Below are 23535 nucleotides of genomic sequence, written 5' to 3'. Positions count from 1 at the left end.
GTTAAATCACGAAGCCAGCGATAACCTCTGCTGCGTATACTCCACTAGCCACTGACTCACACGAGATTGTTGATCCGCATTCAGCCACATGCCTTGTTTTGTGCGACGCCACAGGGCATCGTCGGCACGGCGGACCCATTCGTGATCCACCAGGTATTTCAGTTCCGCTTCGTAGAACTCATGACCGAAATCTTCCCCGAGATCGCCTATCGCCCCCGCATTGCAGAGCAGCAGCTCGCTGTTGCTGCCGTAAGTGCGCGCGTAGTGACGTGCCAGCGATTCGGTCAGGAATGGGTAACGACGGCGCAGACGAGCTGAGTAATCGTCGCGGTCGCCTTCAATGGCACCACCCGGCAGCACGCTCTCTTTCGTCCATGCCGGGCCAATGCCCTGATAATACGGCGTCAGTTTTTCCAGCGCATGTTCCGCCAGTTTGCGGTAGGTGGTCAACTTACCGCCGAATACCGACAGCAGCGGCGCTTTGCCGTTTTCATCATGGATATCAAGGGTGTAATCACGAGTGATAGCCTGCGGCGAATCGGACTCATCATCACACAGCGGACGCACGCCGGAGTAGGTCCAGACGATATCGTCCCGGCTTAACTGCTTTTTAAAGTGCGTGTTATACACTTTCAGCAGGTAATTGATTTCACTCTCTTCAATTTTTACTGCTTTTGGATCACCTTTGTATTCCACATCGGTGGTGCCGATGATGGAAAACTCGTCCATCCACGGGATCACGAAGACAATACGTTTATCTTCGTTTTGCAGAATGTAGGCCTGCTTTTGTGTATGCACACGCGGCACCACAATATGGCTGCCTTTGATCAGGCGAATGCCATAAGGTGAGGGTAGATGCATCCCGTCGTCGAAGAACTGCTTCACCCACGGGCCGGTGGCGTTCACGAGGCCGCGCGCTTGCCAGCTATATTTTTTGCCGGTATCGATATCTTCTGCTTCCACAATCCACAGGCCGTTTTCGCGGCGAGCAGAAGTGGCACGAGTCCGGGTAAGCACTTCACCGCCTTTACGTACCACCATCTGGGCGTTGGCGAGCACCAGACGGGCGTCATCTACCCAACAGTCGGAATATTCGAATCCGCGCTTAATTTCCGGTTTTAATACTGAATTTGCGCCAAAACGCAAACCGGTTGATCCCGGTAGGCTGGTGCGTTTACCCAGATGATCGTACATAAACAGACCAATCCGAATCATCCACGCCGGGCGCAGATGCGGACGATGCGGCAGGCGAAAACGCATCGGGAAGGCGATATGCGGGGCCATTTTCAGTAGCACTTCACGTTCAGCCAGCGCCTCGCTGACCAGGCGGAATTCATAGTGCTCAAGGTAGCGCAGGCCACCGTGAATGAGTTTTGAACTGGCGGAAGAGGTCGCACAAGCGAGATCCTGCGCCTCCAGCATCAGCACGGATAAACCGCGTCCAGCGGCGTCTGCCGCGATACCAGCACCATTGATGCCGCCACCTATCACAATCAGATCTTTGGTTTCCATGCTGCCCTCATTCACTTTCGTTAAAGCTCATAAATGTTCGTTATCGAACATATTAGCAAAGAATCGCGCTTTAGGTAACATTGAAAAAACATTTTAGAGTGATATGTATAACATTATGGCGTTTATCTGCCGCTTCGACGTAAACTGTGCGGTAAATTTGCCCACTTGTTTGTAAAGAAAGAGAGACGCATGGATCAGTTCGAATGTATTAACGTTGCCGACGCGCACCAGAAGTTGCAGGAAAAAGAGGCGGTGCTGGTCGATATTCGCGATCCACAGAGTTTCGCAATGGGGCATGCGGTGCAGGCTTTCCATTTAACCAACGACACACTGGGCGCGTTTATGCGTGATAACGACTTTGACACTCCGGTGATGGTGATGTGTTATCACGGCAATAGCAGCAAAGGGGCGGCGCAGTATCTGCTGCAACAGGGCTACGATGTGGTCTATAGCATTGACGGCGGCTTTGAAGCCTGGCAGCGACAGTTTCCCGCAGAGGTGGCGTACGGCGCGTAACGCTTTATACTGTCCCCTTTTGTGTGGAATAAGCGACAGCAACAATGTTGATGATTACCTCTTTTGCTAACCCCCGCGTGGCGCAGGCGTTTGTTGATTACATGGCGACGCAGGGTGTTATCCTCACGATTCAACAACATAACCAAAGCGACGTCTGGCTGGCGGATGAGTCCCAGGCCGAGCGCGTACGGGCGGAGCTGGCGCGTTTTCTCGAAAACCCGGCAGATTCGCGTTATCTGGCGGCCAGCTGGCAGGCGGGCCATACCGGCAGTGGCCTGCATTATCGCCGTTATCCTTTCTTTGCTGCCTTGCGTGAACGCGCAGGTCCGGTAACCTGGGTGATGATGATCGCCTGCGTGGTGGTGTTTATTGCCATGCAAATTCTCGGCGATCAGGAAGTGATGTTATGGCTGGCCTGGCCATTCGATCCAACACTGAAATTTGAGTTCTGGCGTTACTTCACCCACGCGTTAATGCACTTCTCGCTGATGCATATCCTCTTTAACCTGCTCTGGTGGTGGTATCTCGGCGGTGCGGTGGAAAAACGCCTCGGTAGCGGTAAGCTAATTGTCATTACTCTCATTAGCGCCCTGTTAAGCGGCTATGTGCAGCAAAAATTCAGCGGGCCGTGGTTTGGCGGGCTTTCTGGCGTGGTGTATGCGCTGATGGGCTACGTCTGGCTACGTGGCGAACGCGATCCGCAAAGTGGCATTTACCTGCAACGTGGGTTAATTATCTTTGCGCTGATCTGGATTGTCGCCGGATGGTTTGATTTGTTTGGGATGTCGATGGCGAACGGAGCACACATCGCCGGGTTAGCCGTGGGTTTAGCGATGGCTTTTGTTGATTCGCTCAATGCGCGAAAACGAAAATAATTCCAGGGATTTATAAATGAAACAAACACAACGTCACAACGGTATTATCGAACTGGTTAAACAGCAAGGTTATGTCAGTACCGAGGAACTGGTGGAGCACTTCTCCGTCAGCCCGCAGACTATTCGTCGTGACCTCAATGAGCTGGCAGAGCAAAACCTGATCCTGCGCCATCATGGCGGCGCGGCGCTGCCTTCCAGTTCGGTTAACACCCCGTGGCACGATCGCAAGGCCACCCAGACCGAAGAAAAAGAGCGCATCGCCCGCAAAGTGGCGGAGCAAATCCCCAACGGCTCGACGCTGTTTATCGATATCGGCACCACCCCGGAAGCGGTGGCGCACGCGCTGCTTAATCACAGCAATTTGCGCATTGTCACCAACAATCTCAACGTCGCTAACACGTTGATGGTAAAAGAAGATTTCCGTATTATTCTCGCCGGTGGCGAATTACGTAGCCGCGATGGTGGGATCATAGGCGAAGCGACGCTCGATTTTATCTCCCAGTTCCGCCTTGATTTCGGCATTCTGGGGATCAGCGGCATCGATAGCGACGGCTCGTTGCTGGAATTCGATTACCACGAAGTTCGCACCAAACGCGCTATTATTGAGAACTCGCGCCACGTTATGCTGGTTGTCGATCACTCGAAATTTGGCCGTAATGCGATGGTCAATATGGGGAGCATCAGCATGGTTGATGCTGTCTACACCGACGCCCCGCCGCCAGTAAGCGTCATGCAGGTGCTGACGGACCATCATATTCAACTGGAGCTGTGCTGATCCTGCAAGGCTTCCCACGTCAGACCAAAACGCGCCAGGTATTTGCGTAGCCGATCTGCGTCGTTGACGCTGGCTTTGCCCTGGCGCGAAACGTCAAAAAGCTGGCGTCCGGCAGCAGAAAGCGACTTTGCCTGGCGGCAGATAGCGATAACGTGTTCCAGTTGCATACGGTCGAAGAGATCGATGTTTTCTGCCTCTGCGCCCAGCAGTTGTGTAAGCGCGGAGGGACGGCTCTCCTGCCAGTTATAGCGCAGACGGTTTATCTCATCTTCAACCACGTCCAGAGTGATGCGTCCGCTAGTGGCAAAGGTGGCCATCCGCGTGACGCTGGCAGAAAGTTCGCGAAAGTTACCGCGCCATGTTGCCTGGGGAGATGTCGCAAAGGCCAGCCAGGCGCGCCGCGCTTCGGTGTTAAAACGCACGCTGTCACCAGTGAGTGAGGCGTGGCGCTCCACTTCATAATCCAGGTTCGGTTCAATATCTTCCTGGCGCTGGAGTAGACCCGGCAGGGTGAAGGTCCAGAGATTGATCCGCGCGTACAGATCTTCGCGGAATTTGCCTTCGGCAACCAGCTGACGCAAATCGCGCACCGTTCCGGCGATAAGCTGAAAGTCGCTACTCACCTGGCGATCGCTGCCAAACGGATAAAAGGTTTTCTCTTCAATGGCTTTCAGCAGCATTGCCTGTTCGTCTGCGCCCAATTCGCCAATCTCATCAAGAAATAACATCCCGCCGTTGGCGCTGCGTAATAATCCTTCCCGCGACTCCCGCGCCCCGGTAAACGCGCCTTTCACATGACCAAACAGCGTCGACATGGCGGTATCGCCACGCAGGGTGGCGCAGTTCATTTCCACAAACGCGCCGCTAAACTGATGCCGCGCCTGTTTCAATTCAAAGATGCGTCGCGCCAGAAATGACTTACCCGCCCCGGTCGGGCCGTTAAGCAGGATCGGTGCGCGGGATTTGATCGCCACTTTTTCGATCTGCTCAATCATGCGGTTGAAGTGTGGGTTACGCGTGGCGATGCCTGATTTGAGGAAATCGAGCGTTTGTTGGCGTTCCTCGGCAAAGCGGCTGGCGATAGCGTTATAACGGCTTAAATCGAGATCGATAATCGTCACTTCACCTGCGCCGCGCGGTTGTTCTTTTTTGCGCGGTGGTGAAGATTGTATCAACCGGGCGGGCAGGTAACGCGCTTCTGCCAGTAGAAACCAGCAAATCTGCGCGACGTGGGTGCCGGTGGTGATGTGAATTAAATAATCTTCATTTTCTGGCTGGAACGCGTAACCACGGGCGAAATCATGCAGGCAGGCGTAAACCTCTTCGAAATCCCACGGGTTATGCAGTTCTATCTCAACGCCCACCACTTCTGTTTCTGGCGAAACGCTGGCGATATCGCGTTTAAGCGTTTCGAATAGCGAGCGCGAGCGGGCGTCGTGCAATAATTCCAGCCGATCGATAACTAACGATTCTTGCTGGCATAGACAGAGTGTCGGACGCCATTTTGACCAGCGCTGACTGCCGCGCCCGGCATAATCCAGCACCGTTCCGACAAAACCAAAAGCCACTGTTTTACGCATCTTAGATATCCTTATAAAAGACGATATTTCATTATCGGTAAATTGGCTTTGCGGGAAATCTCCGTTTACGGACGTAAAGGTATAATTTTTTTAAAAACAATGAATTAAAAAATTAAGCTGCTTATTTAATTTTCTGGTACGACGGTTGCAATTATCAGGACATACCAACGAAAAGAGAAAAACAAAATGAATTACGAATTACTGACCACTGAAAATGCCCCGGTAAAAATGTGGACCAAAGGCGTGCCGGTAGAGGCCGATGCGCGTCAGCAACTTATTAATACGGCGAAGATGCCGTTTATTTTCAAACATATTGCGGTAATGCCTGATGTACACCTGGGTAAAGGTTCCACCATTGGTAGCGTGATCCCAACCAAAGGGGCGATTATTCCGGCGGCGGTGGGCGTGGATATCGGTTGTGGAATGAACGCGCTGCGTACCGCGTTAACGGCGGCAGACCTGCCTGAAAACCTGGCGGAGCTGCGTCAGGCGATTGAAACAGCCGTGCCGCACGGACGTACTACCGGACGTTGTAAACGTGATAAAGGCGCATGGGAAAATCCGCCTGTTAACGTCGATGCGAAATGGGCTGAGCTGGAAGCCGGTTATCAGTGGTTAACGCAAAAATATCCCCGTTTCCTGAATACCAATAACTATAAACACCTGGGAACGCTGGGAACGGGTAACCACTTTATTGAAATCTGCCTTGATGAGTCGGACCAGGTGTGGATTATGCTGCACTCCGGTTCACGCGGAATTGGTAACGCCATCGGGACTTACTTTATCGATCTGGCGCAAAAAGAGATGCAGGACCAACTTGAGACGTTGCCGTCGCGTGATCTGGCGTACTTTATGGAAGGTACGGAATACTTTGATGATTACCTGAAAGCCGTGGCCTGGGCGCAGCTTTTTGCCAGCCTTAACCGCGATGCGATGATGGAAAACGTGGTAACGGCGTTGCAGAGCGTTACGCAGAAAACGGTAAGACAGCCACAAACGCTGGCGATGGAAGAGATCAACTGTCATCACAACTATGTGCAAAAAGAACAGCACTTTGGTGAAGAGATCTACGTGACGCGTAAAGGCGCGGTGTCTGCGCGTGCGGGTCAATATGGAATTATTCCAGGGTCGATGGGAGCGAAAAGCTTTATCGTCCGTGGGCTGGGAAATGAAGAATCGTTCTGTTCGTGCAGCCACGGTGCCGGGCGGGTAATGAGCCGTACCAAAGCGAAAAAACTGTTCAGCGTGGAAGATCAAATTCGTGCCACCGCGCATGTGGAATGCCGTAAAGATGCCGAAGTGATCGACGAAATCCCGATGGCGTATAAAGATATTGATGCGGTGATGGCGGCACAAAGCGATCTGGTGGAAGTTATCTATACCCTGCGTCAGGTGGTGTGCGTAAAAGGATAAATGATGAAAAGGATGATTGCGCTGGATGGCGCACAGGGCGAAGGCGGCGGGCAGATCCTGCGCTCGGCGCTGAGCCTGTCGATGATAACTGGCCAGCCATTTACCATCACTGGCATTCGTGCCGGGCGGGCGAAACCGGGGCTGTTGCGCCAGCATCTGACCGCGGTAAAAGCGGCTGCGGAAATTTGTAGGGCAACGGTGGAAGGCGCGGAGCTAGGGTCGCAGCGTCTGGTCTTCCGGCCAGGTACCGTGCACGGCGGCGATTACCGCTTTGCTATCGGTAGCGCCGGAAGTTGTACGCTGGTACTGCAAACGGTGCTGCCCGCGCTGTGGTTTGCTGATGGACCTTCGCGTGTTGAAGTGAGCGGTGGCACCGATAACCCGTCGGCACCGCCTGCGGATTTTATCTGTCGGGTGCTGGAGCCGCTGCTGGCGAAAATGGGCATTCATCAGCAAACCACATTATTACGCCACGGTTTTTATCCTGCTGGAGGCGGGGTGGTGGCAGCGGAAGTCTCGCCCGTGGCATTGTTTAACACCTTGCAACTTGGCGAGCGCGGGAACATTGTGCAGATGCGTGGAGAGGTGCTATTAGCTGGCGTGCCGAGGCATGTTGCTGAGCGTGAAATCGCTACGCTGGTGGCAAGTTTTTCCCTGCATGAGCAGAATATTCATAGCCTGCCGCGCGACCAGGGGCCGGGTAATACCGTCTCGCTGGAAGTCGAAAGTGAAAATATCACTGAACGCTTTTTCGTCGTCGGTGAAAAGCGCGTCAGTGCCGAAGTGGTAGCCGCGCAGTTAGTGAAAGAGGTGAAACGCTACCTGGCAAGCCCGGCGGCAGTGGGGGAATATCTCGCCGACCAGCTGGTGCTACCGATGGCGCTGGCGGGCGCGGGAGAATTTACGGTCGCCCATCCCTCATGCCATCTGCTGACCAATATCGCGGTGGTGGAGCGTTTCTTGCCAGTGCGGTTTAGTCTGGTGGAGGCTGATGGCGTAACGCGGGTGAGCATTGAATGATATAAAGATGTAAGCCGGATCCGACGTAATATCCGGCTGAACTCATACCCCATATCCCATCATCTTCAGCAGTTTCTGCGCGTGTTGTACCGCGGCCTGACGGTGGGCGACACCGAGTTTTTGGTACAGATTGCGGATATGCGTTTTGATGGTGGTTGCCGCCACTTCCAGCTCGCCTGCAATTTGCTCGTTGCTGTAACCGGAGTAAATCAGCCCCAGTACCTGCCATTCACGTTGGGTCAACGGGCTGGTGCGGATCAGTTCTGGCACTTCCGGATGATTTAGCAGACGTTCAACGAAATTCTCATCGAAATGGGCGAATTTATGCCGATGATGTTGATTGATTTCTCGCAGAATACGCTGCGCACGATGCTGTTCCAGTTCCGGCAGCGTATTGAGTTGAATCAGCTGGCGCAGTTGTTGCGCCATCGCTTCGCCTTCGATGACAAAATGACTGATAAATCCGGTGCGATTCGCCAGTTTTAATGCGTCCAGCAACACACGCTGGGCGTCACTTTTACGTCCGGCCTGCCAGTACAGTTGATTAAGCAGCAACAGGTTACGGTTGAGATCGCTCATCAACCGCAGACTGCGGGCGTTTTCATTGAGTTCTTCGAGAACAATTTCTGCCGGTTCAAACTCGCCCAGCAAGATTTGTGCACGGGCAATGTTGCGCCATTGACCTTGCAGGAAGTGGTTGTTCGCAAACTCTGGTTTAGCCGTATGACGCAACCAGTTGGCAGCGGCGGCTTTATCGCCGGTCATTTGCCAGTAAATCACCCGGACTTTGTTGGCGTTAGAGATCCAGTCGCTGTGATATTTGCCATTTCCCAGCAGGTTTTCCAGACGGTTCAGCTGGCTACGGGCGTTATCTAAATCACCACGGGCCAGCGAGCATTGAATCAACATTGCCAGGCACTGAAGCTGTTGCTGTGGCTGATAAGACGACAAGACTTCAATCCCGCTACGCGCCGACGCTTCGGCTTCATCCAGCCGCGCCCAGGCCCATAACAGCTGCGCACGAATGCGCACCAGAAACTCATGCATTGGCAGCTGTTCCAGATGCTGCTCGTTGATCAGCTGGAACGCTTTTTCCTGCGTTTCCCACGCGGTTTGCAGGAACCCTTGGGCAAACAGAATTTCACTTTGCTGGATTAAACTCCATAAGGCGTAGTGCCAGACATCGTGCTGGCGCGCCATCTGTTCGGTTTGCTGCATTAACGCCAGTGAGCGGGTCAATTCGCCTTTGCAGTGCAATACTTCACCCAGCACTGAGGTTGCTACAATGCGGCTATAGAACCAGCCCGGAGGCAGTTCTTCCAGTGCCAGTTTTGCCAGCCGTTCCGCTTCATCCGGATTACCATCGTTAATCGCTACCTGGGCGCGCAGAGCGTTAAATTCTGCGTGCATGGTGCCTTCTCTGATGTCCTTGATTTCATGTTCAGCACGGGCTAGCAGGGTGTTAACTTCGCCGTAGCGATGTTGGCTTTGCATCAGCCACGCCTGCAATAACACTAACTGCGGATTTTCCAGCAAACTGTCCCACGGCAGGGCCTTAAGCGACTCTTCCAGCAGCGACAGTTCGCTATGGTTGAACAGACTCCAGGCGTGATTAAGCAGAATATCGCGCAGCATCAGCGCATCGCCTGCCGCCAGCGCATGATGAATCGCTTCGCTGGGAAATCCCTGGGCCATCCAGCTTTCTGCGGCAGCACGGTGAATTTCCGGCAGCTCCGCCGCCAGTTCCCACTGGCAGCGCTGACGCAGGAAGTTACCAAACAGCGGGTGATAGCAGAACCACTCGCCGGTATCATCCATCCGCTGTAAAAACAGCCCCTGGCGCTCAATCTCTTCGAGGCGCATTTGCCCGTTTTCTTCGCCGGTCACACGGTTGATGAGTGCATCGTTCATTGAGCGCAAAATAGCGCTTTTCAACAGAAAATGGCGCGTTGCGAGATCGACGTTATCCAAAACCTCATCGACCAGATAATCCGAAAGATGGCTGGCATTGATTCCCGCCAGGCGGCGTGCCGACTTATGGGCTGAGTGGGTATTCTGCCGGGCGGAGAGGGCGATTAGCTGTAGTGCCGTCGCCCAACCGGAAACGTCATCGCAAATCCGACTGCTTTCTGCGGCTTCAATCGGCGATGACAGACGGCAATCAAAAAACTGCTTCGCTTCCTGATGGGTAAATGCCAGTTGCTGACTGCCAATTTCCAGCAGTTGATCACGAACACGCAGATTGGCAATGCCCAGTTGCGGAAGGTTGCGTGACAACACCACCAGGGTGAGATTTTCTGGTTGATGGCGAATAAAGAAGCGCATTGACTCGTGGATCACTGGATTAGTGATCAGATGATAGTCATCGATGACCAGATAAAGTGGGCTATGCCATTCCGCCAGCTCAATGAAAAGCTGGGCGAAGAGTGACGTCAGGCTGGCATATTGCCGTTTTTGCGCCATCGTCTCACATATCGCACAGTGACCGTTGGTTGCCTGCTGCACGGCGGCAATGAGATAGCTGGCGAAACGCTCTTGCTGGTTATCACCTTCATCCAGCGAGTACCAGCCGATATCGTTTTTGCCTGCCGCCCACTGGGAAATGAGCGTGGTCTTTCCGTAGCCCGCAGGACTTGTGATCAGCGCCAGCCGGAAGTTGTTCGCGCCGGAAAGTTTAGCCAGCAGGCGCTCACGAACCACGGTATGGTCGAGTCGAACCGGACGACTTAATTTTGACGGAATCAGCATAGTTAATCACTTCACTGTGGAAAATGAGGAAATATTATTTTTTTTGCGCTTCGTAATTAATGGTTATAAGGTCGGCCAGAAACCTTTCTAATGCAAGCGATGACGTTTTTTTATGTGTCTGAATTTGCACTCTGTCACAATTCCAAATCTTTATTAATGACTCACCTAAAACGACGCTGATACAGCGTGAATGCTGGGTTGTACGGTATTTCCCTTATGTTCATCAGATTCATTTAAGCAAGGGTTTCTTCTTCATTCCTGATGAAAGTGCTATCTAAAAAGATGATCTTAATAAATCTATTAAGAATGAGATGGAGCACACTGGATATTTTACTTGTGAAACTGTTTCACTCCTTTACTTAATTTATAGAGTTACCTTCCGCTTTTTGAAAATACGCAACGGCCATTTTTTGCACTTAGATACAGATTTTCTGCGCTGTATGGCATTGATTTGCTGCTAATCCTGTGGTTTGCACTAGCTTTAAGTGGTCGAGATCACATTTCCTTGCTCATCCCCGCAACTCCTCCCTGCCTAATCCCCCGCAGGATGAGGAAGGTCAACATCGAGCCTGGCAAACTAGCGATAACGTTGTGTTGAAAATCTAAGAAAAGTGGAACTCCTATGTCACAACCTATTTTTAACGATAAGCAATTTCAGGAAGCGCTTTCACGTCAGTGGCAGCGTTATGGCTTAAATTCTGCGGCTGAAATGACTCCTCGCCAGTGGTGGCTGGCTGTGAGTGAAGCACTGGCCGAAATGCTGCGTGCTCAGCCATTTGCCAAACCGGTGGCGAATCAGCGACATGTTAACTACATCTCAATGGAGTTTTTGATTGGTCGTCTGACGGGCAACAACCTGTTGAATCTCGGCTGGTATCAGGATGTACAGGATTCGTTGAAGGCTTATGACATCAACCTGACTGACTTGCTGGAAGAAGAGATCGACCCGGCGCTGGGTAACGGTGGTCTGGGACGTCTGGCGGCGTGCTTCCTCGACTCAATGGCAACTGTCGGGCAGTCAGCTACTGGCTACGGCCTTAATTATCAATATGGCTTGTTCCGCCAGTCATTTGTCGATGGCAAACAGGTTGAAGCGCCGGATGACTGGCATCGTGGTAACTATCCGTGGTTCCGCCACAATGAAGCACTGGATGTGCAGGTTGGAATTGGCGGTAAAGTGACGAAAGACGGACGCTGGGAGCCGGAATTTACCATTACTGGTCAAGCGTGGGATCTCCCCGTTGTCGGCTATCGTAATGGCGTGGCGCAGCCACTGCGTCTGTGGCAGGCGACGCATGCGCATCCGTTTGATCTGACTAAATTTAACGATGGTGATTTCCTGCGTGCCGAACAGCAGGGCATCAACGCGGAAAAACTGACCAAAGTTCTCTATCCAAACGACAACCATACTGCCGGTAAAAAGCTGCGCCTGATGCAGCAATACTTCCAGTGTGCCTGTTCGGTAGCGGATATTTTGCGTCGCCATCATCTGGCGGGGCGTAAACTGCACGAACTGGCGGATTATGAAGTTATTCAGCTGAACGATACCCACCCAACTATCGCGATTCCAGAACTGCTGCGCGTGCTGATCGATGAGCACCAGATGAGCTGGGATGACGCCTGGGCCATTACCAGCAAAACATTCGCTTACACCAACCATACCCTGATGCCAGAAGCGCTGGAACGCTGGGATGTGAAACTGGTGAAAGGCTTACTGCCGCGCCACATGCAGATTATTAACGAAATTAATACACGCTTTAAAACGCTGGTGGAAAATACCTGGCCGGGCGATGAAAAAGTGTGGGCCAAACTGGCGGTGGTGCACGACAAACAAGTGCATATGGCGAACCTGTGTGTGGTTGGCGGTTTCGCGGTGAACGGTGTTGCGGCGCTGCACTCGGATCTGGTGGTGAAAGATCTGTTCCCGGAATATCACCAGCTATGGCCGAACAAATTCCATAACGTCACCAACGGTATTACCCCACGTCGCTGGATCAAACAGTGCAACCCGGCACTGGCGGCTCTGTTGGATAAATCACTGAAAAAAGAGTGGGCTAACGATCTCGATCAGCTGATCAATCTGGAAAAATTCGCTGATGATGCGAAATTCCGTCAGCAATATCGCGAGATCAAGCAGGCGAATAAAGTCCGTCTGGCAGAGTTTGTGAAAGTTCGTACCGGTATTGAGATCAATCCACAGGCGATTTTCGATATTCAGATCAAACGTCTGCATGAGTACAAACGCCAGCACCTGAATCTGCTGCATATTCTGGCGTTGTACAAAGAAATTCGTGAAAACCCGCAGGCTGATCGCGTACCGCGCGTCTTCCTCTTCGGCGCGAAAGCAGCACCAGGCTACTACCTGGCGAAAAACATTATCTTTGCGATCAACAAAGTGGCTGACGTGATCAACAACGATCCGCTGGTTGGCGACAAGTTGAAGGTGGTGTTCTTGCCGGATTATTGTGTTTCGGCGGCGGAAAAACTGATCCCGGCGGCGGATATCTCCGAACAAATTTCGACGGCAGGTAAAGAAGCTTCCGGTACCGGCAATATGAAACTGGCGCTCAATGGTGCGCTTACTGTCGGTACGCTGGATGGTGCGAACGTTGAAATCGCTGAGAAAGTCGGTGAAGAAAATATCTTTATTTTTGGTCATACCGTGGAACAAGTGAAGGCAATTCTGGCCAAAGGCTACGACCCGGTGAAATGGCGGAAGAAAGATAAGGTGCTGGACGCAGTATTGAAAGAGCTGGAAAGCGGTAAATACAGCGACGGCGATAAGCATGCCTTCGACCAGATGCTGCACAGTATCGGCAAACAGGGCGGCGATCCGTATCTGGTGATGGCAGATTTCGCCGCTTATGTAGAGGCACAAAAGCAGGTGGATGTGCTGTACCGCGACCAGGAGGCCTGGACCCGCGCGGCGATCCTCAATACCGCCCGCTGCGGTATGTTTAGCTCGGATCGCTCTATTCGCGATTATCAGGCTCGTATCTGGCAGGCAAAACGCTAAGGAAGCTCGATGGAAAGCAAACGTCTGGATAATGCCGCGCTGGCGGCGGGGATTAGCCCCAATTACATCAATGCCCACGGTAAACCGCAGTCGATTAGCGCCGAAACCAAACGGCGTTTGCTTGACGCGATGCATCAACGTACCGCCACGAAAGTGGCGGTAACGCCAGTCCCGAATGTCATGGTTTATACCAGCGGCAAAAAAATGCCGATGGTGGTGGAGGGCAGCGGCGAATATAGCTGGCTGCTGACCACCGAAGAAGGAACGCAGTACAAAGGCCATGTAACGGGGGGCAAAGCGTTCAATCTACCGACGAAGCTGCCGGAAGGTTATCACACGCTGACACTCACCCAGGACGACCAGCGCGCGCATTGCCGGGTGATTGTGGCACCGAAACGCTGTTACGAACCGCAGGCGTTGCTGAATAAACAAAAGCTGTGGGGTGCCTGCGTTCAGCTTTATACGCTGCGATCGGAAAAAAACTGGGGTATTGGGGATTTTGGCGATCTCAAAGCGATGCTTGAGGATGTGGCAAAACGTGGCGGGTCGTTCATCGGTCTGAACCCGATTCATGCGCTCTATCCGGCAAATCCGGAAAGTGCCAGCCCGTATAGCCCGTCTTCTCGCCGTTGGCTGAATGTGATTTATATCGACGTTAACGCCGTCGAAGATTTCCATCTTAGCGAAGAGGCTCAGGCCTGGTGGAAGTTGCCGACCACGCAACAGACGCTGCAACAGGCGCGGGATGCCGACTGGGTTGATTACTCCACGGTTACCGCCCTAAAAATGACAGCATTACGAATGGCGTGGAAAGGTTTCGCGCAACGTGATGATGAACAGATGACCGCGTTTCGCCAGTTTGTTGCCGAGCAAGGCGACAGCCTGTTCTGGCAGGCGGCGTTTGACGCACTACATGCCCAGCAAGTGAAAGAGGACGAAATGCGCTGGGGCTGGCCTGCATGGCCAGAGATGTATCAGAACGTGGATTCACCAGAAGTGCGCCAGTTCTGCGAAGAACATCGTGATGACGTCGATTTTTATCTCTGGTTGCAGTGGCTGGCTTACAGCCAGTTTGCCGACTGCTGGGAGATAAGCCAGGGCTATGAAATGCCGATTGGCTTGTATCGTGATCTGGCGGTTGGCGTAGCGGAAGGTGGGGCGGAAACCTGGTGCGACCGTGAACTGTATTGCCTGAAAGCGTCGGTAGGCGCACCGCCGGATATCCTCGGCCCGTTGGGGCAGAACTGGGGATTGCCGCCAATGGACCCGCATATCATCACCGCGCGTGCCTATGAACCGTTTATCGAGCTGTTGCGTGCCAATATGCAAAACTGCGGCGCATTACGAATTGACCATGTGATGTCGATGCTGCGTTTGTGGTGGATACCGTATGGCGAGACGGCGGATCAGGGCGCGTATGTACACTATCCGGTGGATGATCTGCTCTCGATTCTGGCACTCGAAAGTAAACGTCATCGCTGCATGGTGATTGGTGAAGATCTCGGTACCGTACCGGTAGAGATTGTCGGTAAGCTGCGCAGCAGCGGTGTGTACTCCTACAAAGTGCTCTATTTCGAAAACGACCACGAGAAGACATTCCGCTCACCGAAAGCGTACCCAGAGCAGTCGATGGCGGTTGCGGCGACACACGACCTGCCTACGCTACGCGGCTACTGGGAGAGCGGGGATCTAACGCTGGGCAAAACGCTGGGGTTGTATCCGGATGAAGTGGTACTGCGCGGTCTGTATCAGGATCGCGAACTGGCGAAGCAAGGACTGCTGGATGCTCTGCATAAATATGGTTGCCTGCCAAAACGTGCCGGGCATAAGGCATCGTTGATGTCGATGACGCCGACGCTGAATCGTGGTTTGCAACGTTATATCGCTGACAGTAACAGTGCCCTGTTAGGGCTACAGCCAGAAGACTGGCTGGATATGGCGGAACCGGTAAATATTCCCGGCACCAGTTACCAGTATAAAAACTGGCGGCGCAAGCTCTCTGCAACGCTTGAGGCGATGTTTGCCGATGATGGCGTGAACAAGTTGCTGAAGGATTTGGACAGACGGCGCAGAGCGGCAGCGAAGAAGTAGTAGGGTGCGGTTGATGCCGGATGCGATGCATCCGGCAGTCGGTGTTATCAAATCACCATATTCAGCAGCAGACAGCCTACCAGACCGCACACCGAGATAATGGTTTCCAGCATCGACCAGGACTTGATGGTCTCGCCGATAGTCAGGTTAAAGTACTCTTTGAACAGCCAGAAGCCCGGATCGTTCACGTGAGAGAAAATCACACTACCGGAACCAACCGCAATAACCATCAGCTCCGGGCTAACACCCGTCGTTGCAATCAGCGGTGCCGCGATACCACCCGCAGTGATTGCCGCAACGGTTGCGGAACCCAGCGCGATACGCAGTACGGCAGCAATCGACCAGGCCATCAGCAGCGGAGAAATGTTGGTTTCGTGCATCATGGAAGCAATGTATTTGTCCACGCCGCTGTCTACCAGCACCTGCTTGAACGCACCGCCACCACCGATAATCAACAGCATCATCGCAATGATTTTGATGGAAGAAACCAGCGTGTCGTTAATCTGATCCATTGAACGACCACGGTTCAGACCAAAGGTGAACATCGCAATCAGTACGGCAATCAGCGTAGCCATTACCGGGTCACCGAGGAACTCCGCTACCGGCAGGAAAGCGTGACCTTTCGGCAGGATCATTTCGGCAATCGCACGCATCGCCATCAGCACAACCGGGACCAGAGAGGTCCAGACGCTTACGCCAAAACTCGGCATCTCTTCTTCGCTGAAGGTTTTCGCGCTGTACAGACCTTCCGGGATCGGCTTATCGATACCTTTCAGCACGCGAGCGTAAACCGGACCGGCGAGAATCACGGTCGGGATTGCCAGAATAGTACCGTACAGCAGAGTTTTACCCATATCGGCATTGAAAATGGTGGCAATCGCAGTCGGACCCGGATGCGGTGGCAGGAAGCCGTGGGTCACAGACAGTGCAGCCGCCATTGGTACACCAACATACAGCAGTGGAATATTCGCGGAAGCCGCGATGGTAAACACCAGCGGCAGCATCAGCACGAAACCCACTTCATAGAACAGGGCAAAACCAACGGTAAAACCGGTCAGTACCACCGCCCACTGGATGTGTTTTTTACCAAATTTAGCAATCAGCGTGGTGGCGATACGTTGTGCGCCACCACAGTCTGCCAGCATTTTGCCCAGCATTGCGCCAAAACCCATGATCAGGGCAAGGCTACCGAGCGTCCCGCCGACACCGGCTTTGATGGAGCCAATAACTTTATCCAGCGGCATTCCTTGCATTAATCCAACAGCAAGCGCCACGAGGACGAGAGCGATGAAGCCGTTCATTTTGAAGCGGATCATCAGGAGCAACAACAAGATTACACCGATAGCAACAATGACTAATGGCATGATTTACCTGGCCTTTCATTTGTTATGGGTAACGTCAATTTTCTGACGACAAACTCTAATTATCCCAATCGGGAACAGAGATATTGCGGCACCACGACTGATACCCACCAAAACTAATTATTGTAGTCAGATGTCAGGAGTATGTTTGGTACCCACGTGAATGATACGGGTAACATCCGGCGTTTGAGAATCACCAGAGCGGGGTAAATTTAAATTATGAGAGGTTGGTCATATTATCGCGAGGAAACGAAGGGAGGGATTTGCCAAAGCAATGCTGCGCCAACGTCTGGCACATGTTCAACGTAGGCCCGAAATGACGCTTTAGCGTCGCATCGGGCAATCTACAAAAGAGGGGATAACTTAGTAGTAGGAGTGCTCGCCGCGCTGGTGTTCGGTGAGATCGCGCACACCTTTCAGCTCCGGGAATTCGTTCAGCAGCTGCTTCTCGATCCCTTCTTTCAGCGTCACATCTACCATGGAACAACCGTTACAGCCGCCGCCAAATTGCAGAATGGCGTAACCGTCTTCGGTGATTTCCATCAGCGAAACGCGACCACCGTGACCAGCAAGCTGTGGGTTGATCTGCGACTGCAGCATATACTCCACGCGCTCCATCAGCGGTGCATCGTCTGCGACTTTACGCATTTTGGCGTTAGGCGCTTTCAGCGTTAACTGGGAACCCAACTGGTCTGTAACAAAGTCGATCTCTGCATCTTCCAGGTAAGGAGCGCTTAACTCATCAACATACGCGGTCAGCAGGTCAAATTTCAGGGCAGTGTCGGTGGCTTCTACAGCGTCCGGCGGACAATAAGAAACGCCACATTCAGCGTTAGGCGTGCCAGGGTTAATCACAAATACGCGGATTTGTGTCCCTTCTTCCTGATTTGCCAGCAGTTTGGCAAAGTGCGCTTGTGCAGCATCGGAAATACGGATCATAGTAATGGCCTAATAGTTGACTATTTTAGTTGGTTATAATACGCCCATCATCGAGGCTCTACAAGGTTCGACAAAGGCACCAGACCTGGACAGTCGCCGCACCATTGCGTAAAAGCAGCTGCGCAATCTCTGCGACGGTACTTCCGGTGGTGACGACATCATCCACTATCACCATATGGCGACCTTGCACAGGCAATTCAAGGCGAAAGGCATTTTTCAGGTTGCGCTTGCGCAGCCGGGCACTGAGAAAATGCTGGGTCGCAGTGGCCCGTGTTCGTGTGACGGCTTCGCTATCCCATCGGCAGTGCAACAAGCGTGATAACGGCTGACACAGCAAATCGCTCTGATTAAATCCCCGACGCCAGTGACGTCGCTGCCATAACGGAACGCTGATGATGCGATCCGGCAGTTGCAAGCCAGTGGTGCGACGAGCGTGTAAGACTTCCAATAGTAACAGACGTGCCAGGGCGCTGGCGATTTCGCTGCGCCGGGAAAACTTAAGCTGGTGGATAAGCGGACTTAACGGCGGCGCATAGTCGGCAACCGTGACCAGTCTTTGCCAGGGCGGCGGTTTTTGCAGGCAGCGGCCGCAGGGAAGATGGGCGTGTGTAGCGGGTAATCCACATTGTGGGCATAACGTTTTATCGCTACGGGCGGCGCGTGAGCAGACCGAACAAATCCCCCAATGACCTAACGCCAGCGGCATTCGGCATAGCCAGCATAATCCCGGTACTGTTAGCATATGTTCATCCTTGTAAGTCAAAAGAGAACAATAACGGATGAATAACATCTGGTGGCAGACCAAAGGTCAGGGGAATGTTCATCTTGTGCTGTTGCACGGATGGGGACTGAATGCCGAAGTGTGGCGTTGCATTGACGAGGAACTTAGCTCGCATTTTACGCTGCACCTTGTTGACCTGCCCGGCTTCGGGCGTAGCCGGGGATTTGGTGCGATGTCACTTGCTGATATGGCCGAAGCCGTGCTGCGACAGGCACCTGATAAAGCCATTTGGTTAGGCTGGAGTCTGGGCGGGCTGGTGGCAAGCCAGATTGCGTTAACCCATCCCGAGCGTGTTCAGGCGCTGGTCACCGTGGCGTCGTCACCTTGTTTTAGTGCTCGTGACGAGTGGCCGGGGATAAAACCGGACGTGCTGGCGGGATTTCAGCAGCAACTCAGTGATGATTTTCAGCGTACAGTGGAGCGGTTCCTGGCGTTACAAACCATGGGTACTGAAACGGCCCGCCAGGATGCGCGGGCGCTGAAGAAAACCGTTCTGGCGTTACCGATGCCGGAGGTTGACGTGCTTAATGGCGGGCTGGAAATCCTGAAAACGGTCGATCTCCGTCAGTCGCTGCAAAACGTGTCCATGCCGTTTTTGCGATTGTATGGCTATCTCGACGGTCTGGTGCCGCGCAAAGTGGTGCCGATGCTGGATAAACTTTGGCCTCACAGCGAATCATACATCTTCGCCAAAGCGGCCCATGCGCCGTTTATTTCGCATCCGGCCGAGTTTTGTCGCATGTTGGTGGCGTTGAAGCAGAGGGTGTAGGTGGCTTTTGAAATGGCGAGACAGAACTTTACTGACTCGCCGCAGCCAACTCTTCTTCTGACACCCCGGTAAAACGCAGGGTGTCTGCAAGATGGACTCCGGATTACAGCATTCTTTTGGCGATATCCAGGGCTTCCAGGCGTCGATCCAATAAATAACCAATCAGGTAACTAATAAGATATTCTCTTTCTGCATCTGTCATTAAAACCATCCTTTACGTTATTGATGATTTATTTCAGCAAGGTCTTCAACCGTCAGGCTGGTAAATCGCAGAACGTCCTCAAGAGAGACTCCGGCATCCAGCATGGTTTTGGCAATATTTAGGGCGTTGGTACGTATACCTTTCTGAAACCCCTCCTGCCGCAATCTTTCCGCAATAGTCATTAAACTCTCCTTGTGTTTCGGTGAACGTTCGGCCACACCGTCGATAAAATCGTTAAAACGTACCGCATCGCCAGTTTGCAGTATGTAATTAAACAGCCCTTTGATTTGTCTGTCATTAGCGTATCCACTACTTAATAAGCAGGCCATTTGCTCTACCAGCCCCATCAGGTCGCGTTGACGAATATGTTTTTGAATTAACTCCAGCAGTGCCATACGTCGGTGCTGCATGATTTCATCATCAGGCATGACGGTGACATCAATCAGCGGAAATGCAGAGGCATAAAGCTGCCTTGCCAGGTTGGGATCGGCGAAACAATCAAGCCAACACAGCGAATAGGGATAGGGGCTTTCAATACCGTGGTAAAACAACAATGGCACCACCATCGGCAAGGTTTTGTATCCGGCATCCAGGTGATTTTGCATTGCGGCAATGGCGTAGCGCATCATGCGAAATGCGATCAGTTTGTTTGAGGTGCTTTGATGTTCAATCAGACAATAGATGTATCCTGGCCCTTGTTCCGTTTTCACCGACCACAGCACGTCGGAATAGCTTTCACGCAGATCGTCATCAATAAAGCTGCTCGACTCCAGCTTGAGGGTTTTCATATCACAGAGCGCGTGAATGGGTGCCGGTAAATGAAACGCAAGAAAATCGCGTGCCGTCTCCGGTTGGCGTAAAAAGAGTTTGAACAGCGCATCGTGTGGGGTGGAACTCTGCTTTTTGCTCATGGCGTTCCTTCACCTGTTATTTGAATGCCGCGACTCTACGCGCCACTCCACACCTGTGCATTAGCCAGTTTTCATCCCTGCGAGACGCTTTCAGAGGAACTTACGTCGCGCTGCAAGAATTGCATTTTTATGGAAAGCCGCACGCAAAAAAGCCCGGATGCAAACGCATACCGGGCTTTTCAAAACAGGCGATGGAGTATGGTTAACGCAGCGCCCACCACTCGCGCAGACAGACTTTGCCTTCCGGGCAGCTTTTACAACTGCCAGAGAGGCAGCCGTCAGGTTCTTCCTGAATCCGCACGGCTTTGCCCATGCTTTCCAGCTGTTGCAGCATGGCGTTAATCATTGGCTGCGGCGTATTCAATGCCTGGCTTATCTGGGCCGCTTCCATACGGCCCCGTAACGCCAGCAAATCACGTACCTGAATAAGTGAAGCCATTAATGGCAATCACCGGTGGTGCTGGCTGCGCAGCAACTGCTTACCGATTTGCGCGTTGCCAGCAGTTCGATATTCACCCGGCTACGCGCGCGGCGCAGCAGACCGATAACCACGATGTTAAACAGGATAACCGCCAGAATGCACACCAGGCTGTAAGTTGGATGCTGGCTGTAGCTGGCGACTTGATAGAACAATGTTGCCAGCGAGTAAGCGATATTCAGCCCCCACAGGATGGAGAAGCCCATCCAGCCACGGCTTGATTCACGGGCGATAGCACCCATCACCGAGATGCACGGTACGTACAGCAGGACGAAAATCAGGTAGCTGTATGCGGCAGCTGCGCTACCGAATTTCTGATCCATCACACCCATCGCCCCGGTACCCATTTCGCCGTCGCCTTTGCTCGCTTCAATCGGGTTCATCAGTACGCTAAGGCTGAAGGTGTCTTTCAGGCTCTGCCAGGTTTCATCTACCGCACTGAACAGCTCTTCACCGAGGTTAAATTCCGCCGGATTGAACTCTTCGTCCTGAATATTTTCTGCGGTGTAGAGGGTGTTGAGCGTACCCACCACCACTTCTTTCGCCATTGCGCCTGTAAACAGGCCAACCGTTGCCTGCCAGTTATCTTCATGCACGCCAATCGGCTTGAAGACTGGGGTGATCACCCGGCTGACGGAAGCCAGCGCCGAGTCGTTGATGTTATCGACGATTTTCCCGCTCAGAGAGAAGCTGTTGAAAGCACTCAGGAAAATGCTGACGATGATAATCACTTTACCAGCACGCAGAACGAAGCCTTTCAGACGCTGCCAGGTCTGGATAATCAGGCTTTTAACGTGTGGTACATGGTAGACCGGCAGCTCCATGACAAACGGCGTCGCTTCACCGCGCATGATGGTGTACTTGAGCATCAGGCCCGTCAGCACCGCCATTACGATACCGAGCATATACAGCGAGAAGACCGCCAGCGCACCGTTCTGCCCGAAGAAGGCAGCCGCAAATACTGCGAAGATAGCCAGACGCGCGCCGCAGGACATAAACGGTGCCATCATGATGGTCATCAGACGTTCACGCGGTGCATCAAGCGTACGTGCGCCCATTACCGACGGTACGTTACAACCGAAACCAACGATCAGCGGTACAAAGGATTTCCCCGGCAAGCCCAGCGCCTGCATCAGACGGTCCATCACAAACGCCGCACGCGCCATATAGCCGGAGTCCTCAAGGAAGGAGAGGAACAGGTACATCATGCCGATCTGCGGCACCAGTGGCAGCACGGTGTTAATACCGCCACCCAGGCCCTGGGCGAGGAAGATAGTCAGCCAGTCCGGGAAGTGGAGCGTGTAGCCAATCCATTGAATACCATGCACAAATAGCGCCACGGAGCCGACGTCAAACAGCGGCTGTAACGCCCCGCCGATGTTGATAGCCAGCAGGAACATCAGGTACATCACAAAGAGGAAAATCGGCAGACCGAGGAAACGGTTGAGCACGATTTTATCTACCGCAGTGGTGAAACGGCTGGGTTCTGCCGTCAGGGTGTTGCTTACCACATCACAGATGGCAGCAATGCACTGGTAACGCGCATCGGCAATGTGCAGCGCCGGATCATCCATCTCATTACGCAGACGGGCGAGGGCGGCATCAAGATGCTGCGACGCTTCACCGGCGTAGGCGCGGCTGTAGATATCGCCTTCCAGCATTTGCAGGCCCAGCCAGCGACGTTGTTTCAGCGGGATGTCGGAAGGCATCACTTTTGCCAGTGAATCTGCTTCGTTGAGTAGCGGCTGTGCGTAATGCACCAGTTCCACATTCTCGTTAGCTTTATAGCGATCAATCGCCAGCTTGAGCGCTTCAATACCGCGACCACGGGTTGAAACCAGCGGGATCACCGGGCAGCCAAGACGCGCCGACAGAGCATCAATTTCAATACGAATATTTTGCTTCTCGGCAATGTCGAGCATGTTCAGTGCCACGATGCAGGGAATGCCGAGTTCCAGCAGTTGCAGCGTCAGGTACAGGTTACGCTCAAGGTTAGACGCATCCACCACGTTAATCAGCAGGTCGGCGTCGCCACTCAGAATATAGTGACAGGCGATTTGCTCATCGAGCGAGGTCTGCGATGAGATGGTGGTCAGAGAATAGGTGCCGGGCAGGTCCACCAGCGTGACCTGATGATCGGTGGTGGAGAATTGCCCTTCTTTACGTTCGACGGTAACACCAGCCCAGTTACCTACACGCTGACGTGCGCCAGTGAGCTGGTTAAATAAGGTTGTCTTGCCAGAATTTGGATTACCAATTAAGCCAATGGTTAATTTTTTCATTGTTGTTATCACCGTATTAACAGGAAACCGCTTCCACTTCTAATAAGGCCAGATCTTTTTTGCGTAATACCAGGCTCACACGACGGGTTTCGATATGAATGGGGTCGCCGAGTGGAGCGACGCGCACCACATTAAAAGAGGAGCCAGGTAACATGCCTAGAGAAAGCAGTTTTTGGCGATATGCCGGGCTGATTTCACGGGAAAAGCCAGTGATTTTCCACGCAGTATCTGGAGTGTATTGCATAGGTGCCTACTTGTTTCTCATT

18 protein-coding genes are annotated in these 23535 nt (G+C 52.8%); 8 read left to right on the top strand and 10 right to left on the bottom strand.

Translation table 11 applies throughout. From position 1 onward, the window contains the following. Nucleotides 1-6: 6 nt before the first annotated feature. On the bottom strand, nucleotides 7-1512 hold the full coding sequence (gene glpD / locus ACJHYD_RS16355; RefSeq protein WP_001551774.1) for a glycerol-3-phosphate dehydrogenase: 1506 nt from the start codon (nucleotides 1510-1512) through the stop codon (nucleotides 7-9). A 189-nt stretch (nucleotides 1513-1701) separates the two neighbouring features. On the opposite strand from glpD, the gene glpE reads away from it, so the two are divergent. From glpE to ACJHYD_RS16340, 3 genes are read left to right on the top strand one after another with little or no spacing between them, the layout of a single operon-like run. Continuing rightward, entirely contained in the window at nucleotides 1702-2028 is a 327-nt protein-coding gene (gene glpE, locus ACJHYD_RS16350; RefSeq protein WP_000371928.1) for a thiosulfate sulfurtransferase GlpE, read from the top strand. Between the two features lie 44 nt (nucleotides 2029-2072). Further along, nucleotides 2073-2903, top strand: coding sequence for a rhomboid family intramembrane serine protease GlpG (gene glpG, locus ACJHYD_RS16345; protein WP_001551773.1), 831 nt, complete (start codon nucleotides 2073-2075; stop codon nucleotides 2901-2903). Nucleotides 2904-2919: 16 nt separating this feature from the next. After that, nucleotides 2920-3678: a DeoR/GlpR family transcriptional regulator gene (locus ACJHYD_RS16340; RefSeq protein WP_000815099.1), complete on the top strand. Its 759-nt coding sequence runs from the start codon at nucleotides 2920-2922 to the stop codon at nucleotides 3676-3678. Here ACJHYD_RS16340 and rtcR read toward each other — a convergent pair. Then, the gene (gene rtcR / locus ACJHYD_RS16335) at nucleotides 3660-5258 is read right to left on the bottom strand and encodes a DNA-binding transcriptional regulator RtcR (RefSeq protein ID WP_001551771.1); all 1599 of its coding nucleotides are present in this window, start codon (nucleotides 5256-5258) and stop codon (nucleotides 3660-3662) included. The two genes, ACJHYD_RS16340 and rtcR, sit on opposite strands and share 19 nt — an antisense overlap. Before the next feature lie 186 nt (nucleotides 5259-5444). Here rtcR and rtcB point away from each other — a divergent pair, with 186 nt between their 5' ends. Further along, the gene (gene rtcB / locus ACJHYD_RS16330; RefSeq protein ID WP_001551770.1) at nucleotides 5445-6671 is read left to right on the top strand and encodes an RNA-splicing ligase RtcB; all 1227 of its coding nucleotides are present in this window, start codon (nucleotides 5445-5447) and stop codon (nucleotides 6669-6671) included. A gap of 3 nt (nucleotides 6672-6674) precedes the next feature. Continuing rightward, entirely contained in the window at nucleotides 6675-7691 is a 1017-nt protein-coding gene (rtcA, locus tag ACJHYD_RS16325) for an RNA 3'-terminal phosphate cyclase (protein WP_001521479.1), read from the top strand. Nucleotides 7692-7733: 42 nt separating this feature from the next. Here rtcA and malT read toward each other — a convergent pair whose 3' ends face one another. Beyond that, nucleotides 7734-10439: an HTH-type transcriptional regulator MalT gene (gene malT / locus ACJHYD_RS16320; protein ID WP_000906949.1), complete on the bottom strand. Its 2706-nt coding sequence runs from the start codon at nucleotides 10437-10439 to the stop codon at nucleotides 7734-7736. Between the two features lie 622 nt (nucleotides 10440-11061). Here malT and malP point away from each other — a divergent pair. Both malP and malQ read left to right on the top strand, forming a co-directional pair. Continuing rightward, nucleotides 11062-13455, top strand: coding sequence for a maltodextrin phosphorylase (gene malP / locus ACJHYD_RS16315; protein ID WP_001551766.1), 2394 nt, complete (start codon nucleotides 11062-11064; stop codon nucleotides 13453-13455). Between the two features lie 9 nt (nucleotides 13456-13464). Next, nucleotides 13465-15546 carry a 4-alpha-glucanotransferase gene (gene malQ, locus ACJHYD_RS16310; RefSeq protein WP_001521477.1) on the top strand — a complete coding sequence of 694 codons (2082 nt, stop codon included), beginning with the start codon at nucleotides 13465-13467 and terminating at the stop codon, nucleotides 15544-15546. Between the two features lie 47 nt (nucleotides 15547-15593). On the opposite strand, the gene gntT is transcribed toward malQ, so the two are convergent. The 3 genes from gntT to gntX all read right to left on the bottom strand — a co-directional run bounded on the left by gntT (nucleotide 15594) and on the right by gntX (nucleotide 18588). Further along, nucleotides 15594-16910 (bottom strand): gluconate transporter, encoded by a 1317-nt coding sequence (gene gntT / locus ACJHYD_RS16305; RefSeq protein WP_001131758.1) that lies wholly within the window; start codon nucleotides 16908-16910, stop codon nucleotides 15594-15596. Nucleotides 16911-17270: 360 nt separating this feature from the next. Further along, nucleotides 17271-17846: a Fe-S biogenesis protein NfuA gene (nfuA, locus tag ACJHYD_RS16300; protein ID WP_000619389.1), complete on the bottom strand. Its 576-nt coding sequence runs from the start codon at nucleotides 17844-17846 to the stop codon at nucleotides 17271-17273. Nucleotides 17847-17904: 58 nt separating this feature from the next. Beyond that, nucleotides 17905-18588 (bottom strand): DNA utilization protein GntX, encoded by a 684-nt coding sequence (gntX, locus tag ACJHYD_RS16295; RefSeq protein WP_001551765.1) that lies wholly within the window; start codon nucleotides 18586-18588, stop codon nucleotides 17905-17907. Nucleotides 18589-18625: 37 nt separating this feature from the next. Between gntX and bioH the strand changes: the two genes are divergently transcribed. Beyond that, the gene (bioH, locus tag ACJHYD_RS16290) at nucleotides 18626-19396 is read left to right on the top strand and encodes a pimeloyl-ACP methyl ester esterase BioH (protein WP_001060099.1); all 771 of its coding nucleotides are present in this window, start codon (nucleotides 18626-18628) and stop codon (nucleotides 19394-19396) included. A 219-nt stretch (nucleotides 19397-19615) separates the two neighbouring features. On the opposite strand, the gene rpnA is transcribed toward bioH, so the two are convergent. The 4 genes from rpnA to feoA all read right to left on the bottom strand — a co-directional run bounded on the left by rpnA (nucleotide 19616) and on the right by feoA (nucleotide 23513). Continuing rightward, nucleotides 19616-20509: a recombination-promoting nuclease RpnA gene (rpnA, locus tag ACJHYD_RS16285; RefSeq protein ID WP_000039100.1), complete on the bottom strand. Its 894-nt coding sequence runs from the start codon at nucleotides 20507-20509 to the stop codon at nucleotides 19616-19618. A 202-nt stretch (nucleotides 20510-20711) separates the two neighbouring features. Further along, nucleotides 20712-20948: a [Fe-S]-dependent transcriptional repressor FeoC gene (gene feoC, locus ACJHYD_RS16280; RefSeq protein WP_001551764.1), complete on the bottom strand. Its 237-nt coding sequence runs from the start codon at nucleotides 20946-20948 to the stop codon at nucleotides 20712-20714. Continuing rightward, nucleotides 20948-23269: a Fe(2+) transporter permease subunit FeoB gene (gene feoB, locus ACJHYD_RS16275; RefSeq protein WP_000737015.1), complete on the bottom strand. Its 2322-nt coding sequence runs from the start codon at nucleotides 23267-23269 to the stop codon at nucleotides 20948-20950. The genes feoC and feoB overlap by 1 nt, the downstream gene beginning before the upstream one ends. A gap of 16 nt (nucleotides 23270-23285) precedes the next feature. Further along, nucleotides 23286-23513: a ferrous iron transporter A gene (feoA, locus tag ACJHYD_RS16270; protein ID WP_001200455.1), complete on the bottom strand. Its 228-nt coding sequence runs from the start codon at nucleotides 23511-23513 to the stop codon at nucleotides 23286-23288. Nucleotides 23514-23535: the final 22 nt, after the last annotated feature.

The organism is Escherichia sp. WS1368 (assembly GCF_046487485.1).
GTDB classification, from domain to species: Bacteria; Pseudomonadota; Gammaproteobacteria; order Enterobacterales; family Enterobacteriaceae; genus Escherichia; species Escherichia coli.
The sequence above is the reverse complement of the archived record's forward strand: the minus strand, read 5'-3'. Positions and strand labels throughout refer to the sequence as shown.

Bases quoted from the DNA above. Each gene is read 5' to 3' on its own strand.
- rtcB (WP_001551770.1), top strand. From the start codon at position 5,445: ATGAATTACGAATTACTGACCACTGAAAATGCCCCGGTAAAAATGTGG.
- gntT (WP_001131758.1), bottom strand. From the start codon at position 16,910: ATGCCATTAGTCATTGTTGCTATCGGTGTAATCTTGTTGTTGCTCCTG.
- feoA (WP_001200455.1), bottom strand. From the start codon at position 23,513: ATGCAATACACTCCAGATACTGCGTGGAAAATCACTGGCTTTTCCCGT.
- glpD (WP_001551774.1), bottom strand. From the start codon at position 1,512: ATGGAAACCAAAGATCTGATTGTGATAGGTGGCGGCATCAATGGTGCT.
- ACJHYD_RS16340 (WP_000815099.1), top strand. From the start codon at position 2,920: ATGAAACAAACACAACGTCACAACGGTATTATCGAACTGGTTAAACAG.
- malP (WP_001551766.1), top strand. From the start codon at position 11,062: ATGTCACAACCTATTTTTAACGATAAGCAATTTCAGGAAGCGCTTTCA.
- rtcA (WP_001521479.1), top strand. From the start codon at position 6,675: ATGAAAAGGATGATTGCGCTGGATGGCGCACAGGGCGAAGGCGGCGGG.
- gntX (WP_001551765.1), bottom strand. From the start codon at position 18,588: ATGCTAACAGTACCGGGATTATGCTGGCTATGCCGAATGCCGCTGGCG.
- feoB (WP_000737015.1), bottom strand. From the start codon at position 23,269: ATGAAAAAATTAACCATTGGCTTAATTGGTAATCCAAATTCTGGCAAG.
- rtcR (WP_001551771.1), bottom strand. From the start codon at position 5,258: ATGCGTAAAACAGTGGCTTTTGGTTTTGTCGGAACGGTGCTGGATTAT.
- feoC (WP_001551764.1), bottom strand. From the start codon at position 20,948: ATGGCTTCACTTATTCAGGTACGTGATTTGCTGGCGTTACGGGGCCGT.
- malT (WP_000906949.1), bottom strand. From the start codon at position 10,439: ATGCTGATTCCGTCAAAATTAAGTCGTCCGGTTCGACTCGACCATACC.
- nfuA (WP_000619389.1), bottom strand. From the start codon at position 17,846: ATGATCCGTATTTCCGATGCTGCACAAGCGCACTTTGCCAAACTGCTG.
- glpE (WP_000371928.1), top strand. From the start codon at position 1,702: ATGGATCAGTTCGAATGTATTAACGTTGCCGACGCGCACCAGAAGTTG.
- glpG (WP_001551773.1), top strand. From the start codon at position 2,073: ATGTTGATGATTACCTCTTTTGCTAACCCCCGCGTGGCGCAGGCGTTT.
- malQ (WP_001521477.1), top strand. From the start codon at position 13,465: ATGGAAAGCAAACGTCTGGATAATGCCGCGCTGGCGGCGGGGATTAGC.
- rpnA (WP_000039100.1), bottom strand. From the start codon at position 20,509: ATGAGCAAAAAGCAGAGTTCCACCCCACACGATGCGCTGTTCAAACTC.
- bioH (WP_001060099.1), top strand. From the start codon at position 18,626: ATGAATAACATCTGGTGGCAGACCAAAGGTCAGGGGAATGTTCATCTT.